The organism is Paenibacillus sp. FSL R10-2788, assembly GCF_038003885.1.
GTDB classification, from domain to species: domain Bacteria; phylum Bacillota; class Bacilli; order Paenibacillales; family Paenibacillaceae; genus Paenibacillus_AQ; species Paenibacillus_AQ odorifer.
This window is the reverse complement of record NZ_JBBOQA010000001.1, coordinates 4,263,678-4,280,838: the sequence shown is the minus strand read 5'-3', so window position 1 is coordinate 4,280,838 and position 17,161 is coordinate 4,263,678. Positions and strand designations below refer to the sequence as shown.

Genomic DNA, 17,161 nt, shown 5'->3' with positions numbered 1-17,161 from the left:
AGGGAGTGTTTCTATGTATAGCAGGAAACATTCCCTTGTTCTATCCATTTATGCGAAAAAGCAGCTAGGAGGCAGCTTCATATGGTGTTAAATGGGATTGATTCTATAACGAATTATCGTTATTTGTTCGAAGGTAAGCGCGTAGGATTGATTACAGCGCCGACAGGTCTTACGAAGGATTTTGCATCAACGATTACTATATTACATGAAAATTTTAATCTTGCTGCGATGTTTTCACCTGAGCATGGCGTTCGCGGAGATTTGGATGCAGGGGCAGTAGTAGACACTTACATGGATCCTTTTACGAATGTTCCAGTCTATAGCTTGTACCGTAAAGACTCCAAGCGTTTAACAAAAGAAATGCTGAATGAAGTAGACATCATTGTATACGATATTCAAGATGTTGGTGTACGCTATTACACATTTATTTATACGATGCTATATGCACTTGAAGATTGTGCAAATGCAGGTGTGGAATTTGTTGTTCTTGATCGTGTTAATCCGCTTAACGGGGTAACGGTAGAAGGGAATGTCTTGAAGCCCGGCTTCAAATCATTTGTTGGAAATTACGAGCTAGCCGTGCGATACGGCTTAACAGCAGGTGAGGTAGCAACGATGGCAAATGATCAAATGAATTGGAATGCATCGCTGCATGTCGTTCGTTTGGAAGGCTGGGAACGGAGCATGTCCTTCCCGGATACAGGATTAACTTGGGTTCATCCTTCACTTGGAATGCCACGATATGAAACAGCGTTATTATATACAGGAACATGTTTATTTGAAGGCACGAACTGCTCGGAAGGACGAGGCACAACGTTCCCGTTTGAAATGATTGGTGCTCCGTTCATTCAAGCGCAGCAATTGGCAGATGAGATGAATGCAAAAGGTATCCCGGGTGTGCTTTTTCGTCCAGTTTATTTCAAGCCAACGTCATCTAAACATTGTGGCGAGCTATGCGGCGGGGTACAAATTTACATTACAGATCTCCAAGTGCTGAGGCCTTTAGAAGTTGGGGTAACCTTATTATTTACGATAAGAGATTTGTACGAGCAATTTTCATTCCTGCCTCCTGTGAAGGAGGGCTCTCGCCCATTTATCGATTTGCTGGGGGGAGACAGCATGTATCGTACGGAAAATATGCAAGCTAAGCAGCTGCTTGAACAGTTTGCAGCGGAAAGCAAGCAATTTGCAGAAATAACACAGCAGTATCATTTATATCGCTAGAGGAAGGTGAATAATTGATGAGAACAATAGAACATATGAGCTTGCGCGAAAAGATTGGACAAATGTTCGTAACAGGCTTCCCTTCAACCGAGATCACTCCTGAGCTGAAGGAAGTTATTGAGCATTATAAAGTGGGCAATATTATTTTATTCTCACATAATATCGACAATAAATATCAATTAGGCCAGCTTGTTACTGAGCTGCAGCAATGGTACACGACACATACTGGTATCCCGGGTTTTATTACGATCGACCAAGAAGGCGGTCGAGTCACTCGTATGCCTAAAGACGCGACCAATGTTGCTGGAGCCATGGCAATTGCTTCTTCAGGACGACCTGAAAATGCGTATGCAGCAGGCAGAATGACTGCCAGAGAATTGAAAGCATTAGGTATTAATTTTAATCTAGCTCCAGTTATGGACGTTAACAATAGTGCATTGAATCCAGTCATAAATGTTCGTTCATATGGTGATTCTGTTGCAACAGTATCCCAGTATGGAATTCAAATGATGAAGGGTTTGCTCGATGGAGGCGTCATGTCCTCACTTAAGCATTTTCCAGGTCATGGTGATACAAATGTCGATTCACATATTGGCTTGCCTAGCATTGAAAAAACACTTGAGGAATTAGAGCAGCTTGAGCTGCTGCCGTTTAAGGCAGCAATTGAGCAAGGAGCTCAAGCGATTATGAGTGCACATATTTTATTTCCGAAAATTGAAAAATCCGGTGTGCCCGGAACTATGTCTCATACCATTATTACAGAGATATTAAAAGGAAAATTAGGATATAGAGGGTTAGTTGTATCGGATTGTTTAGAAATGGATGCGATCAAACGATACTATGGTACGGCAAAAGGAGCGTTAGGAGCTGTTAAAGCAGGTATTGATTTGGTATTCATTAGTCATACTCCTGAGACAGTGAAGGAAGCGATTCATTTGATCGAAGAAGCTGTAGCCACCGGTGATTTGGATGAAGCGCTAATTGATGCAGCTGTTACAAAAATTTTAGCTTATAAAGCACAATATGCGACGATTGAGGAGCTAGATTATGAACTAGTTGGCTGCGATGTACATCGCCGAGCAAATGAGCTAATGCGTACGGAAACGATCTGCCTCATTAAAGGTGAGCTCCAGCCCATTCATACCGGTGACGAGCAAGTGTTATTTATGGGTTCCTATTCATACCGCACCGATCTTGCGTCCAGCAGCTTGAATCAAGCTCTTAGCTTTCCGCAATATATGGGGGAGCATTTTAATACAGCTTATGAGATTATCGACATTGACCCGAGCGAGGAGCAAATCAACGCTGCGCTTCCAAAGGTACAAGGCTACAAGCATATTGTTATCGGCTTGTTTAATGCGCGTGAAAACAAAGGTCAGCTTGCGCTTGTTCAGAAGCTGCTGGCAGCAGGCTGCAAAGTAACGGCCATTACATTAGGTCGCCCGTATGATTTACCGTTAATCGAAGGCGAGTTCTGCGGAATTGCGGCATTTGAGTATACACTTGATGCATTCAAATCACTCCTTCCAATCCTAAATGGTGAGGTTGTACCCACCGCCAAGATTACGATACAGATGTAGATAAAAAGTACAACAAGGGGACATAGGTATGGCATTTATCGTTGGAATTGATGGGGGTGGCACGAAAACAGCTGTCACCATTACGCATGACCAGGAAGACTCTTTATTCACCTTTACTGTAGGGCCTATTAATTATAACGGTGGTGATGCTGATGCTATTGCCGCTTCCTTTGAGAAAATTTTTAGTCAAATGAAGCTCTACTGCAGTAATTTACAAGAAGTTGCTCATATATGTATAGGTGCGGCAGGAATAAGTAATCCGCTGGTCATCAATTTTTTGGAACAGCATGTGAGAAATAACGGTTATATCGGGCCATTAACGATTACTGGCGATCAAGAAACCGCATTATACGGGGCACAAAATGCAATGCAAGGCATCATTCTCATTGCCGGTACAGGATCGATTTGCTTTGGGGTCAATGAAAAAGGAGAGCAGCATCGCACAGGAGGTTTTGGTCATCTGATTGATGACGAGGGAAGCGGTTATAGTATTGGGCGCGATCTATTATCCGGATTAGTTCAAGTGGAGGACGGAAGAATAACCGATACGGTCATCCCAGCGATGGTATATGAGCAGCTTGGATTAAGCACTGTGAAAGAGATTATTGGCTTTGTTTATGATAAAAATACGACGAAAAAAGATATTGCGCAGCTCGCACCGATTATGACGACCGCATGCGAGAAGGGCGATGCACATGCAATAGCGTTAGCGGAGAAATGTGCAGCCAATCTATATGAGCTTGTTGTGCCTGTTATTGAACGGCTTAAGCTATATGAAAGTCCGATTGCGATTGCAGGAAGTGTGCTGCAAAAGTCTCGCTTTGTGAAAGAAGCCTTGGAGCGAAAGCTCGCACAGAGCTACCCGCAAACAAAGTTGATTTTGCCGATTAAGGATGCAGCCTACGGTGCTGTCCTGTTAGGAAGATCAAAAAAGAACAACGACTAGTTTTTGTCGCTATGGAAAAATAAGGGTGTGTCATAAGTCCGAGCAGTTGGACTTGCGACACACCCTTATTTTAAAATGGTAGGAATCAAAAATGGCTTAAAATTTATCAGTCAAATAAAACACGGCTTGTTGTTTCGGAAATAGAGCTTGAAGGATGTTAGCGTGCTCAGTACTGTCCTTTGCTGCGCCTGCTTCATTATAGCCGAACATGATATAAGTCATTAGCTCGCGTTCATCTACTTCTATTGAAGTATAGGGATTGGTATGATTACTAGCATCGGAAACAGAAAGCTGCTTTTGCTTATAATCCAAGTAGATACAGTCCTCATTACTGCGAAGTGCAATATGCAGCTCCTGGTCTGCAATTATGTTGCTACGGTTTAGGCGATCTTCTAATTCAGGTTGAAGCTTATGGAAAGTTGAACTGAGATTGATCATTTTCCACATCGCCATATTGATTTGAATTGAATTAGCTTGATGCTGTTGGTAATAGGAATATAGCTTATGGTCCTCTGGGAGCATCGCTAATATTTGCTTTGCATTTTGACGCAGCTGACATAAGGCATGAAACAAAGCTTCAACGCCGTTTTCGGCTTCGTTCAAATACAATAATTCATTAATAAATACTTGTTCAGTATCTTTCTTTTCAATGATGCCATAAGCGACGATTTTTCCATTTCTGCGAAGGAGCAAGCAGTCAACTTTCTTCCATTCCGGCCAGGTCAATAAATCATTCCAATACGTTCTACTTCGGATCACGGTGTAGGTACGATTCTTATTGAATTGTTCATAGATGAAACGGATATCATCAAGATAACAGGCTTCAAAAGGAATGATTTCATCACTGTTTTGCTGCTGCTCCAAACTTGCTGGTTTTTCAATTGCGAAAGCAGTCTCCGGAATAAGTCTCCAGCCAGCCTTTTCATAAAACGCATGCTTGCTAGCCAAAAGCAAGCTTATATCATAATCGGTTTCTTTCATATAGTTGGTCTGCGCATGAAGAATTTTGTGTGCAAGCCCCAGCCCGCGGTAATTTAGATCTGTACCGACACTCCCCATTGCACCTGTTTTCAAGATCGCTTGACCGACTCTGATATGAAACGGGAAAATTTGTACATTGGATGCAATCTTACCGTCTACCATCGCAAACCATGTTGTATCTGGATCATATGTGGTGTCGAGGTCTAATCTTTCTTGGAAAAAAGCTCGGCCTACGGAAAAGCATTCATCTAAAATATCGTAAATCTTTTCAAGCTGCTCTCTAGTTGGATGGTTCATTACGATGATGTTTGGTGTCGTCGTCATCTTTCATTTCCTCCTGCGCCGTAATGTTGGGATAAATTTAATAAATGAAAAAAAACGGTTTTTTTTGAAATTTAATTTCTTAACTTATAGTTTAATGTTGAAAAAAAAATTCGTCAATAATGGAACGTGTGGAATCATAGATAAACCGTTCAAGAACTTTTTGTGAAAAATCGGAAATATTTTCATACCAATGATTCCTGCATTTGTTGGAGCGGGTTTAATTGCGGGGAAGTATGATTTCGCAAATTGAGCTAGACTTAAATGAATTGCCAGAATCAGAGAAAAAGTAGCGGAGTACATTCTTGCAAATGCTAAAGAAGTGCTGCATATGACCATACATGAGTTAGCGACAAAAGCGGAGGCAAGCAGTGCGGCGGTTGTTCGTTTTTGCAGGTCGCTAGGAATAGATGGTTTCCCTGCACTGAAAATCCGATTATCAGCGGAAGTAGAAAATACGCCGTATGTTGGCTATTTTGATGTTGAATCGAATGAAACGGTGCATTCTATCATTGATAGTGGATGAAATGAAGCGTCCGATTTATCGAGCGATTGTAGAGAAATATCTTAATGGAACAAACCTGAGCAAGTACTATATTAAGCATGGAAGGACTTATTTATACTCTGACGAAGTAATCCGCACCATTGCAGATACGAGGCGAGTCCTTTACCTACACAGAATTTCAAACAGATGTACTTGCCATAATTCAGTTGTCAGATGAGTAGCTCTGCGTAGCAAAAAAACTGGATAAATTGTTAATTTCACCCCTATATTCACTAAAATCGATTATAATAAAATTTATGTTCAAGCCGATTACCTATCCTAAGTTAATAGGATAATCATACGCAAAAAGGCATAGTGATGAATCGCCTATGCTATAAGGGTTATAGAGTTTTCAAATACACACTTATGTATAAGAGGAGGCGAATGATATGACGATAATGCCTGTTATAGTAATGATCTTAGTATTTGTACCTGCCATTGTACTCATGGTAAGCATGCCTTATTTAACAAGAGAGACGATTAGTTTTGGGGTCACCGTCAGCCCTGTACAATTCCATAGTGAGCCTCTGCGCCAGATGCGGAAGTCATATGCTAGGATTAGTGCTACCTTACATACCATCCTATTCATTATTTGTATCCTCTGTCTAATATACGGTGATGAACATTCCAAGCAACCAAGTTGGATCATTGTCACTTATTCACTCGCCATGGTCGTAATCTCCCTAGTCATAAACATTAGCTATTATTTCAAAATGAAAAGTTTACTACCTATGCTGCCTATTGCTCTGGAACCATCGATCATGGCAGTGGACACTGGATTTCGGAAAAGAAACATTGGCTTGTCTAATAAATGGTTCCTCATTCATGTTTTAATTATTGTTGTTACTATTGTAAATGTGCTACGCAACTACGATCTGATTCCTGATCAGATTCCGATCCATTACAACAGCAGTTGGAACGTAGACGGCTATGCAGCTAAATCTTATAGTTCTGTGTTTATGCCTACGATCATGCAAGTGTTCATAACACTTTTGTTCATATTTGAGAATTGGAGTATTCGCAGAGTGAAGCAGCAGGTTCAACCCAATGATCCTAACCGTTCCATCAGACAAGACGCAACTTACCGCCGTACTTGGTCATATTTTATGCTTACAGCAAGCTTCTTAATAGTTATCCTGTTTTCCGTCGTGCAACTAAATATGATATCTCAGCTTAACATGAATTTCGCTATCCCTATTATCCTAATCATAATAGCCCTTATCATCCTATACGCCTTGGCCTTAACGTTCTGGGCTGGTCAGGGTGAAAGCCGCTTGGAGCGATCTGCCGATAGCTCCAATGTCAGACCTGTCCATGATGATGAAAAATGGCTATTAGGTATGATTTATTTCAATAGCAAAGATCCAAACCTAATCGTCAAGAAAAGGCTCGGAGTCGGCTGGGGATTAAATTTCGGTCACCCAGTAAGCTGGCTGTTTTGGCTCGGAATTATTGTACTGTTAGTTGTGGTGCGGTAACAAAGCTTGGAGGTTAATACTCACCGGAGTATAGACGAAGTTAGAGTTTCGAAACAGAATATTTACCGAAAAAAACGCCTAAAGGGTGTTTTTTTATTATCTTTAAGTGTCTCAGTAATATCTATTTTGAATTAAACTGCATATTAAAGAGTATTTCTCGTATTAATATCTCTTTGTTACAATCAGATTGTTATCTAAAGGAGGGTATAAAATGAACTATCGCAAATTAGGAACTAGTGGCTTACATCTAAGTGAGATTGCTTATGGTAATTGGATTACACATGGTGCTCAAGTGGACAATGATACTGCCCATGCTTGTGTTCGCGCTGCATTGGATGTAGGGATCACAACATTTGATACTGCAGATGTATATTCCGATACGAAAGCTGAGATGGTGCTGGGCCAAGCATTAAAAGGAGTGCACAGAGCTGATATCGAATTGTGTACCAAGGTGTGCCATCCCACAGGGACGGGACGTAACGCAAGAGGTCTGTCTCGCAAGCATATTATGGAGGCGTGCCATGCTTCACTGAACAGATTACAGACCGATTATATTGATATCTATTATGCGCATCGCTTTGACGCAACAGTATCCCTTGAAGAGACCTTTTTGGCTTTTTCGGATCTGGTGCGTCAAGGTAAGGTTCTCTATGTCGGGATAAGTGAGTGGACGGCGGATCAGATAGCAGAAGGTGCTATTTTGGCGAGGGAATTGAAGGTGCCATTGGTGGCTAGTCAACCTCAATATTCGATGTTATGGCGCGTGATGGAGACGGAGGTAGTTCAAGCTTGTGAGCGGGAAGGGATTGGACAGGTGGTCTGGTCACCGCTTGCTCAAGGGATTCTTTCAGGTAAATATATGCCAGGGCAACCATTGCCAGAGGGTTCTCGTGCTTCAACCGCTGCGGGCTCACCATTTATGAATAAATTGGCGGGTCAGTGGCTTCGGACTGAGGTGCTTGAGGCGGTCTCGAATCTCTCTTCCATCGCCAGTGAAGTTGGGTTGACGCTTCCGCAGTTGGCTATAGCATGGGTGTTGCAAAATACACAAGTCTCCTCTGCAATTATTGGGGCATCCAAGCCTGAGCAGGTTATAGAAAATGCCAAAGCTGCGGGAGTTCGTCTGGATAGGGAAGTGATGTTGGAAATCGATAGGGTGCTAGAAGGACTCGTTGAACGTGATCCTAGAAAAACGGGCTGAATATTATATTATTCACCATTAATAGCTTCTGAACTCATTTGTCCTATGATCTCTAGTAACGCGGATAAGGAGGCACGATCGCAATCGGTTCTCCAAGCGGCATAAAGGGGAATCGATGGTGTGCTTTCTTCAAAGGGACGAAATGCGACACCTTCACGCTGAAAAATAGCAACTGAAGAGGGCACAATGGAAACTCCAAGATTAGCAGCTACCAAATTTACAATGGTGTACATCTGAATGGCTTCCTGTACAACATTCGGATACATGTCGTGTTGGGCGCAGAAGCTCATAATGAGGTCATGAAAAGGAGCTCCTAAATGACGCGGGAACGATATAAACGGCTCTAAAGCTAAAGAGCGAATGGATAACACCGGTAATTGAGATAGGTGATGCTGCTCTGGCAAAACGGCAATAAGCGATTCATTGACTAAGGGACGATGGTCGATATGTTTGCCCGACTCTGTATAACGTACAAATCCAATGTGAATCGTTCCTTCATGTAAAGCCTGCCACTGCTGAGCAGACGTCATCTCATGTAATCTGAGTTGTACTTGTGGATAACGTTCCCGAAACATTTTTAACATATTAACCAATACTCCACCAGCTGCAGAATCTATAAATCCAATGTTCAAATGTCCGATAATTCCTTGATCGACTAATTGTGTTGTTTTAATAGAGCGTTCCAGTTGAGATAAAATGGATTTAGCCTCTTCTAGAAATACCGCCCCCGCTGGCGTGAGACGAACTTGTCTTTTGTTCCGTTCTAATAGTTTCACACCAATTTCATTCTCCAGAGCTTGAATTTGCTGGCTTAAGGGAGGCTGTGTCATATTTAGCTTCTCTGCTGCACGGTTAAAATGCAGTTCCTCTGCTACTGCGATAAAGTATTGCAATTTTTTTATGTCCATACTTTTCATTCTCCCTTGAAATGCTTCTTCAAGCAAGTATAAGGATCTTTGAAGAAAAATGAAAGGAATGACATGTCCTTTGAGGTGTTTTATTCGAGTGCCAAATGCGCTAGACTTGGAATGGGTACCCAGAACAATGATGTACTGTTTGATTGGTCATAAAGGGGGAGATCTACGATGATAAGAGGATTAACAACAGCAGGTTTGGGTGAGATTAGTTCCAATGAAGAATACATCAGACTTGCGAGCCAATTCGGGTTTCGGTCCATAGACGTCAATCCATTAGAGTTGGTACAGCAATATGGCAAGGATGGGGCAGTTCAATTGTTGGAAAGTCATGGCGTCATGCTAGGATCTTTTGGTTTAGAGGTAGATTGGCGCACGACAGAGGATAGCTTTAGGGAGAGTCTGAAATCGCTTACCCAGATGGCTGAGGCCGCTGCTGACTTAAAGTGCACCACATGCTGCACATATATTTTACCTTCGACTGATCTTCCGGTCGCACCGTTTATGATTGCAGCCACTAGACGTTTAAGACTATGTGCAGAAATATTAGGCGCTTATGGTATTTCGCTAGCCTTAGAGTTCGTTGGCCCTCATCACTTACGTACACAATGGGCAAATCCGCTGATCTGGACGATGCATGATACGTTGAACTGGATAGACACCATTCAAGTGAGAAATATCGGCTTGTTGCTGGATTCCTATCATTGGCATACAAATGGATTAACAAGTGAGGATCTGCTGAAATTACAACCGCATCAAATCGCGTATGTCCATATCAATGATGCTAAACCTCTGCCCATAGAAGAATTGCTTGATTTTGATCGATTGTATCCAGGGGAAGGGGCTATTGATCTTACAGGCTTCCTGGGAAGCCTTACAAAGATCGGGTATACCGGCGTTATCGCCCAAGAAGTGCTGGCACCAGCCTCCGCACACAGTTCATCTGAATTATTTTCCCGTTCCAAAGCAGGTTTCGATAAAGTATTCTCATTGCTAGAAATCTAAACACATCGAACTCTACATTAGAAGAAGCGTTAAGGAAGGAATCAACTATCTGCTCTATGGGATAGTTGATTTTTTTCCTCTAAACATAGGATTACATACGTCTATAGGCCTCTTAATATAGTATAATCATACTGTATTGCTCAAAGTTGGAGATAGGGATATAGCACTATTAAATACTATTGACGAATGAGGAGTCTATGAGAACTTCGGAGAATAAAATTAAGTTAAGTCATATGTTGTACATAGTAGTATTCATCTGCCTGCTGATTGCAATACGCTGGAGCTGGTACAATCATTTTACTTTATCCAATGCCCCGGTAGTGGAGCAAGGTGTGCTCGATTTGCGGGGAGTAGACCTTGAATCACTAAGCTCTTTTCCATTGGATGGAGAATGGGAGTTTTATCCTCAACAATGGGTGAATGCCGCCAATGTGGATAGCGTTTTAAAAGGCCAAATGCTTCAGGTGCCGGGTAACTGGAGTACCGCATTTAATCCTTCAGAGCAAAAAAAGGCATATGGATACGGAACTTATCATATGCGTATTTTGCTAGATCAACCCTTGTCTGAGCCGCTAAGCTTTTGGTTCCAGTCCATCTATACTTCTTCTGAAGTGGAGATCAATGGAACAGTGCTCGCACGGTTTGGTGTGTTATCTGACGAGAAGGAAGAGCATGTTTATGTGACGAAAGCATTCTTAATCAGTTATACACCTACAGATCAGAAGCATCTGGATCTGTTTGTTCGGACGTCAAACTATGAGTCTCCACTAAAAGGGGGCATAATTCGGTCCGTGGAGTTTGGCATTCAACATGGGGTAGACACTATATACTGGAATTCCATTGGCTTGCAGCTAGTCGTAGGGGTCATGCTTCTTCTACATGGGTTGTATTTATTGATTATCTATCTGATGGATGTACGAAAAACAGAGCTGATTATTTTTTTCCTAATGATGGTCGCTGCGGCTGTATCCATTGGGGTTGAACATAATGGACTGTTGTTCAGGTTTCTTCATGTTGATTTTGCCTGGATGCTGAGGTTAAAGGTTCTTTCGTATATAGGGTTTTGTTTATTCCTTTTATTGATGGGAAGAGAACTATTGGGGAATCGACGGAAAGGCAAGGCGTTTTATAGTTACATCCTGTCAGTTCTCATTTTTACTTTATTTATTATTGTAGGTCCTGAAGAGGCAGTGTTATATATCATCGGAAAAGGGTATTACATGATCCTGTATTACGTTCCAGTGTGTTGGACGGTATATTATTTTTGGAAGATGGTAGCCTTACGAGCTGAAGGTGCTCTATTTTTATTGTTTTCAGTGTTAGCAGTACTAAATAATATGTTGTGGGGGGCTGTCTACTATGCCGGTAGCTCACAATTTATGTTTTATCCCGTAGATTTAATTGCTGCCCTTGCCGCATTTTCCGCCTATTGGTTTAGGAGATATTTTCATCAATCCCATCAAAATGTGTTACTGAACGCTCAATTGGCGGAATCCAATAAATTAAAGGACCGTTTTCTAGCCAATACGTCACATGAGCTGCGCACTCCACTGCATGGGATTATGAATATTGCCCAAAGTGTGTTAACAAGAAAAAAACATGTGCTGGATGAAGAGAGCCAGCGTGACATGGAATTGCTAATTATGGTCAGTCGCCGGATGTCGCTTATGCTGAATGACTTGCTTGATGTTGTGCGATTGCAGGATAAGCGGATTGTGATGAATATAAAGGCGCTGCAAGTGAGGTCATTGGCTGAAGGTGTACTGGATATGTTACGTTTCTTAACCGGTGGGACGAAGGTGGAGCTTCGAATGTCTATAGATGAGAATCTGCCGCGTGTTTATGCTGATGAGGAGCGATTGGTGCAGATTCTGATTAATTTGGTTCATAACGCACTAAAGTACACCGAACAGGGAAGTGTTGAACTGGCCGCAGAACAAGTGGGTGGGGATGTATGGATACATGTTACGGATACAGGAGTAGGTATGGATGAAGCTTTGAAAAAGCGTGTTTTTATGCGCTATGAACAAGGGGCTTACGGTCAAGGCGGCATTGGGTTGGGGCTTAGTATCTGTAAGGAGCTGGTCGAACTGCATGGCAGTGAATTATTGCTGCAATCGCAGCCGGGTCAGGGAAGTAAGTTCAGCTTCAAATTACCTGTAGCTAAAGGGAGCCTGAAGTCATCTATTCCAGATGTTCATACAGAAAAAGATTCGGATCCATTGTCACCATTCAGTACGTGGATAACTGCGGAGAAATCAGCTATGGTGGCTGCCACCTATAACACAAAGGAAGTAGAGGCACTCTCGAAGCTCGATACAGACGCTGACATCATACATGTGCTAGCGGTTGATGATGATTCGGTCAATTTAAAAGTTCTGCAAAATATTTTATCAGATGGAGCCTATCGGATTGATACAACGACTTCAGCCCGTGAGGCGCTGGATATGTTGCATCATGAGCAGTTCGATTTGGTTATCGCTGATGTGATGATGCCGGGCATGTCTGGATATGAATTGACAAGATTGATACGCGAGCGGTTCACGATGTATGAACTTCCTATTATTCTATTGACCGCTCGCAGTGAGCAGGAGGATGTTTACGCAGGTTTCTTGGCTGGCGCTAATGACTATGTAACCAAGCCAGTAGATGCCATGGAATTGAAGTATCGTGCTTCGTCGCTCACTTCTATGAAGCAAGCAGTCAATGATCGTTTGAGAATGGAGGCTGCTTATTTACAAGCGCAGATCCATCCACATTTTCTCTTTAATACATTAAATTCGATTATGTCCTTGAGTGATTTTGACACTGTCAAAATGAAAGATCTTTCAGATGCATTCACTACTTATCTGCGGATCAGCTTTGACTTCTTAAATGCAGGCAAACTTGTTTCGCTGTCGCAAGAGCTGGAGCTGGTCGAGAATTATGTATATATCCAGCAGCAGCGTTTTGAGGAGAGGCTGCAGGTTGAATGGGAGGTAGACGCGAATCTACAGCTACTAATTCCTCCGCTGACCATTCAGCCACTGGTCGAGAACGCCGTCCGGCATGGGATCTTAAGTCGGGCAAAAGGTGGAACCTTGCGTATTCACATCGAGACACATGCGGAGGCTGTTCATTTTATCATTGCTGATACGGGGATTGGAATGGATGAAGCTCAAGTCAGTAAGTTATTGCAACCAAAAAGTCTTAAGGATCAAGGAATTGGGCTCCTTAATACAGATCGGAGATTAACACAATTATATGGACAAGGCTTGAAGATTCAAAGTATTCCTGGGGTGGGAACTACGGTGTCTTTCATTATTCCTGATTAGGAGGGTTGTAAAACCATCCTTTTCTGTCCAGCTGTAATTGAGTGGATGTGATTTGAATCATCAATTCTTCCACGGCGGATAAGGTTGCAACTATACAGACAATGGTTGTCCAAATGGTGGGGTTACTATGGGAAAGCCATATAGGAGTTACAAATAAGAGAAGCCCGGTGAGTTTATTGCCGTAGGTATGGATACTTGCGTAAGTTTTGAATCTGCGGAGGGCAATCCCTGTCGATGTTATGCGGATGGCCGCGATCAAGAAGATCCATAGGATGAATTCGAGGGTAAGACCCAGATACGGATACAAAGTAAATAAGCAGATCCCGATTAGTATCGTGTCGGCAGCAGAATCCAGCTTTGCTCCGAGATTACTTGTTGTGCCTGATTTTCGGGCAATTGGACCATCTATCAGATCGGTGACTCCGCAAAGGATATAAATTGCAAGAAAGGCCGAACTTAGCGGCTCGAAGAATAACAGCATTATTGCCAAAATAATTCTGCCAAGTGTAATACAGTTAGGTATAACTTTCAACTTCAATCCCACCTTTGTTCATGACCTCATTTAATTCTATTGTACCAGAGGAAGAGTATATGCTATTTGGAAAAGGATTATAAGATAGTATTGAAGAAGTAGTGAAGTAGAAGTATAGATTAGGATTCTAGCGGTAAATTAGGAGGGATTTTATGAAGCAGAATACAAACTTAAAGGTACATACATTAGCTGATATCGAACATCTGAAAATTCACGGCAGAACAACAGGTTTACTTTCTCCACTAACGTTATTTTGGACAGGCAGTGCGGTCGAATTAAATGTTAAAAGTTCTGAGCTATGGCTTGAAGTAGAAGCAGATTATGATGTTTATGAACCCTGGATTAGCATCCTGATCAATTCCGTTCCTGTTAGCAGACAAATGTTAGTAGCAGGCAGGTATTGGATTTGTGTATTTAGAGGCATGAATGATCGTGTTGTCAACAATATTCGTATTGTAAAAGATGTGCAGGCAATGAGTGGAGATCCTGGCTGCTCTTTGCAGATACATGCGGTGAAGATGGATGGAAAATTCCTGCCGGTTGCGGACAAACCCCACAAGATAGAGTTCATAGGTGACAGCATCACATCCGGAGAAGGAAGTATAGGTGCCAAGGCTGAAGAAGATTGGATTCCAATGTGGTTTAGCGCCATCAACAACTATACCAGAATGACAGCAGATGCTTTAAATGCAGAATATAGAGTTATTTCTCAAAGTGGCTGGGGAGTCCTTACTAGCTGGGATAATAATCCGCACGGTAATATCCCTGATTGTTATGAGCAGGTTTGTGGTCTTCTAACTGGAGCAAAAAACGAAGCTTTAGGAGCTTTTCAAGAACATTCTTTTGAAACCTGGCAGCCAGATGTTGTGGTAGTTAATCTAGGAACAAATGATGGGGGCGCCTTTCAATCGCCAGAATGGAAAGATGAGGTAAAAGGGGAGAGCCATAAACAACGCTTAAATGAAGACGGGACCTATCATGAGGATGATATACAAGCTTTTGTCGATGCCGCTGAGAAATTTCTGATGAAGCTTAGAAAAAATAATCAACATGCACATCTCGTATGGGCATATGGGATGCTTGGTATCCCGATGATGCCAGCGATCTACCGGGCGGTCGATGTTTATAGCAAGAAAACAGGGGACAAGCAGGTTTCTGTATTGCAGCTTCCAAATATGACGGATGAGACCATAGGGGCAAGAAGTCATCCGGGAGCATTAGCTCATGAACAAGCGGCAAAAGAGTTGACGGGGTATTTGAAAGGGATTCTAGCGGGCGAAAGTTAATGATAAATTCATAAAAAACAAGCCGGAGCGAAAGGATCACGCTCCGGCTTGTTTTTATTTACTTTAGTCTATTTGGTGGATACAGACTTGAACCATTCGTTAACTTCTTTGGTGATTTGATCACCACCATTTGCTTTCCAGTTGGAAACAAAGGAGTCAAAGGCATCTACAGGAAGCTTACCGTAAATGATTTTGTTGAAGGTTTCCATTTCGGATTGACGAAGCAGATTCCATTTGGATACCATCGTTGGTGTCGCAGCGCCAGTGAAATAGTTCTGTCTACGAATGTCTATTTGTGACATAACAACTTTTGCAGCGGCCCAGTTTTCCGGTTTACGGAACTCAGCCATTTGTTTTTCATAAGGAGTTACAGGGGTTTCACCATCAGCAAGTTTAACCAATGTCTTCATGAACAGATCAGGAATACGAGCCGGTCCAGTTAAGAAAGGAAACTCATTGGAGAAGTCTTTAATCTTCTCTTTATCACTAGTAGGCTTTCCATCAATCATGTCCCAATCGTAGCCTTTAGCAAAGCCGTATTCAAATTCACTACCAGCTGCTGGATTAGCTAGGTTATCAAGCAAGTAGTTGTAGTATAAGAAAATTGCTTCAGGGTGCTTAGCATCTTTGTTAATCATGATACTAGCGTTTACCCCAGAGTTCTGCCATTTGGTACCGATGAGTCCGTCTGGACCTGCTGGAACCGGATAAGCTTTGATCTTCGCTCCAGGTACATTTTTCATAAGATCGGGAGCCGGCCAGTCTGGAACCCAGTTTGCTCCTGGTAGAATACCTGCGGCGCCTTTTGTCCAGCTTTCAGCAGATTTACCTTCATCCCAAAGTGCAGAGTCTGTGTGAATATAACCTTTGTCCATCCACTCACTAAGCTTAGCAAGGGCTTGTTTAGCACCAGGGTTAATGGAACCGTATTCCAGATTGCCGTCGGCATCTTTATTCCATTGTTCCTCAATCGTACCGTAAGCACCGAATAACCAGTCGAGTTGGCCCATCCAGGTGTTTGTATTATTTTTCAAAGAAATCGCAAGTGGGAAAACATCTTTAGGTGCTAGACCATCAGGGTTTTCGTTCTTAAATTTGTCCATGATATTCTCAAGATCGGCGATTGTTTTTGGAGCCTGAAGGTTCAGCTTTTCCATCCAATCTTCACGTAACCAGAGAAGAGTATCGTCATTATCGGTATATTCAAGGATCGGCATATTGTATTTCTTACCGTCTTTTGTGAATGGATACCAAAGTTCTGGGTGTGCTGCAGCATGATCTTTTAGAATTTTATTAGCATACTTGTCAAACAACTCATCGATAGCAATGAACTGACCGGAATCAATCAGTTGATTGGTCAACACTGCATTGGTTGGTACAGAAACGAAGTCAGGCAGCTTTTCGCCAGAAGCAATGGCAAGCTGAAGCTTTTGTCTGTATTGATCGTCATTGGCAGGATACCAAGTATCTTTATGCTTCATGCCCAGTGTTTCCAGCATCCAGCGATCGTGAACATTGTTTTCTTTTGTATCGCCTTGAACATATTTCTTCGGCATCAATACCGAACTGAACTCGATGGGTGGATCGTATTTACCTTTTTCAAAAGCAGCATCTGCTTCAGATAAACTAGTCTCAGACGATGTGGTATTGTTTTGTTTGGCGTTTTCATTATTTCCGCCGCCACTGCCACAGGCTGTGAGTGTGATAAGTGCTGTGACCGTTAACAACGACCACATTTTTTTGAACTTGATCATTCTTTAATTCCCCCTACTGTGTATGATCTTTACAAGTGTAACTTTAACAACTAGTCGGGGATGGCATCTATATGAGATTTT

General features: G+C 42.2%; 13 protein-coding genes. 9 read left to right on the top strand and 4 right to left on the bottom strand.

All coding sequences use genetic code 11. The annotated features are described in order from the left end of the window. Positions 1-81: 81 nt before the first annotated feature. The 3 genes from NSQ50_RS18985 to NSQ50_RS18975 are packed head-to-tail and all read left to right on the top strand — an operon-like array spanning position 82 to position 3,750. A complete protein-coding gene (locus NSQ50_RS18985; protein ID WP_076100310.1) occupies positions 82-1,224 on the top strand; it encodes an exo-beta-N-acetylmuramidase NamZ family protein in 1,143 nt (380 codons plus the stop codon). Between the two features lie 17 nt (positions 1,225-1,241). After that, a complete protein-coding gene (locus NSQ50_RS18980) occupies positions 1,242-2,804 on the top strand; it encodes a glycoside hydrolase family 3 protein (protein WP_076100312.1) in 1,563 nt (520 codons plus the stop codon). A gap of 28 nt (positions 2,805-2,832) precedes the next feature. Further along, positions 2,833-3,750, top strand: a complete 918-nt coding sequence (locus NSQ50_RS18975) for an N-acetylglucosamine kinase (protein WP_076100313.1) — start codon at positions 2,833-2,835, stop codon at positions 3,748-3,750. Between the two features lie 96 nt (positions 3,751-3,846). On the opposite strand, the gene NSQ50_RS18970 is transcribed toward NSQ50_RS18975, so the two are convergent. Then, positions 3,847-5,055, bottom strand: a complete 1,209-nt coding sequence (locus tag NSQ50_RS18970; RefSeq protein WP_076100315.1) for a GNAT family N-acetyltransferase — start codon at positions 5,053-5,055, stop codon at positions 3,847-3,849. A gap of 328 nt (positions 5,056-5,383) precedes the next feature. On the opposite strand from NSQ50_RS18970, the gene NSQ50_RS18965 reads away from it, so the two are divergent. The 3 genes from NSQ50_RS18965 to NSQ50_RS18955 all read left to right on the top strand — a co-directional run bounded on the left by NSQ50_RS18965 (position 5,384) and on the right by NSQ50_RS18955 (position 8,275). Continuing rightward, the gene (locus NSQ50_RS18965; protein ID WP_249267671.1) at positions 5,384-5,578 is read left to right on the top strand and encodes a hypothetical protein; all 195 of its coding nucleotides are present in this window, start codon (positions 5,384-5,386) and stop codon (positions 5,576-5,578) included. Positions 5,579-5,985: 407 nt separating this feature from the next. Then, positions 5,986-7,074 (top strand): DUF1648 domain-containing protein, encoded by a 1,089-nt coding sequence (locus tag NSQ50_RS18960; protein ID WP_038572069.1) that lies wholly within the window; start codon positions 5,986-5,988, stop codon positions 7,072-7,074. 211 nt (positions 7,075-7,285) lie between these two features. Next, a complete protein-coding gene (locus NSQ50_RS18955) occupies positions 7,286-8,275 on the top strand; it encodes an aldo/keto reductase family protein (RefSeq protein WP_038572067.1) in 990 nt (329 codons plus the stop codon). A gap of 8 nt (positions 8,276-8,283) precedes the next feature. Here the strand turns inward: NSQ50_RS18955 and NSQ50_RS18950 are convergent, their stop codons facing one another. Continuing rightward, a complete protein-coding gene (locus tag NSQ50_RS18950; protein ID WP_038572065.1) occupies positions 8,284-9,183 on the bottom strand; it encodes a LysR family transcriptional regulator in 900 nt (299 codons plus the stop codon). Between the two features lie 177 nt (positions 9,184-9,360). Here NSQ50_RS18950 and NSQ50_RS18945 point away from each other — a divergent pair, with 177 nt between their 5' ends. Together NSQ50_RS18945 and NSQ50_RS18940 are read left to right on the top strand one after the other, a co-directional pair. Beyond that, positions 9,361-10,194 (top strand): sugar phosphate isomerase/epimerase family protein, encoded by an 834-nt coding sequence (locus NSQ50_RS18945; RefSeq protein ID WP_038572064.1) that lies wholly within the window; start codon positions 9,361-9,363, stop codon positions 10,192-10,194. 197 nt (positions 10,195-10,391) lie between these two features. Beyond that, a complete protein-coding gene (locus tag NSQ50_RS18940) occupies positions 10,392-13,508 on the top strand; it encodes an ATP-binding response regulator (protein WP_076223151.1) in 3,117 nt (1,038 codons plus the stop codon). On the opposite strand, the gene NSQ50_RS18935 is transcribed toward NSQ50_RS18940, so the two are convergent. Beyond that, positions 13,495-14,040 carry a CDP-alcohol phosphatidyltransferase family protein gene (locus NSQ50_RS18935; protein ID WP_076223154.1) on the bottom strand — a complete coding sequence of 182 codons (546 nt, stop codon included), beginning with the start codon at positions 14,038-14,040 and terminating at the stop codon, positions 13,495-13,497. The two genes, NSQ50_RS18940 and NSQ50_RS18935, sit on opposite strands and share 14 nt — an antisense overlap. Before the next feature lie 152 nt (positions 14,041-14,192). Here NSQ50_RS18935 and NSQ50_RS18930 point away from each other — a divergent pair, with 152 nt between their 5' ends. Further along, positions 14,193-15,326 (top strand): SGNH/GDSL hydrolase family protein, encoded by a 1,134-nt coding sequence (locus NSQ50_RS18930; RefSeq protein WP_076223157.1) that lies wholly within the window; start codon positions 14,193-14,195, stop codon positions 15,324-15,326. A gap of 68 nt (positions 15,327-15,394) precedes the next feature. On the opposite strand, the gene NSQ50_RS18925 is transcribed toward NSQ50_RS18930, so the two are convergent. Next, positions 15,395-17,080, bottom strand: coding sequence for an ABC transporter substrate-binding protein (locus NSQ50_RS18925; protein ID WP_076127158.1), 1,686 nt, complete (start codon positions 17,078-17,080; stop codon positions 15,395-15,397). Between the last annotated feature and the right edge of the window lie 81 nt (positions 17,081-17,161).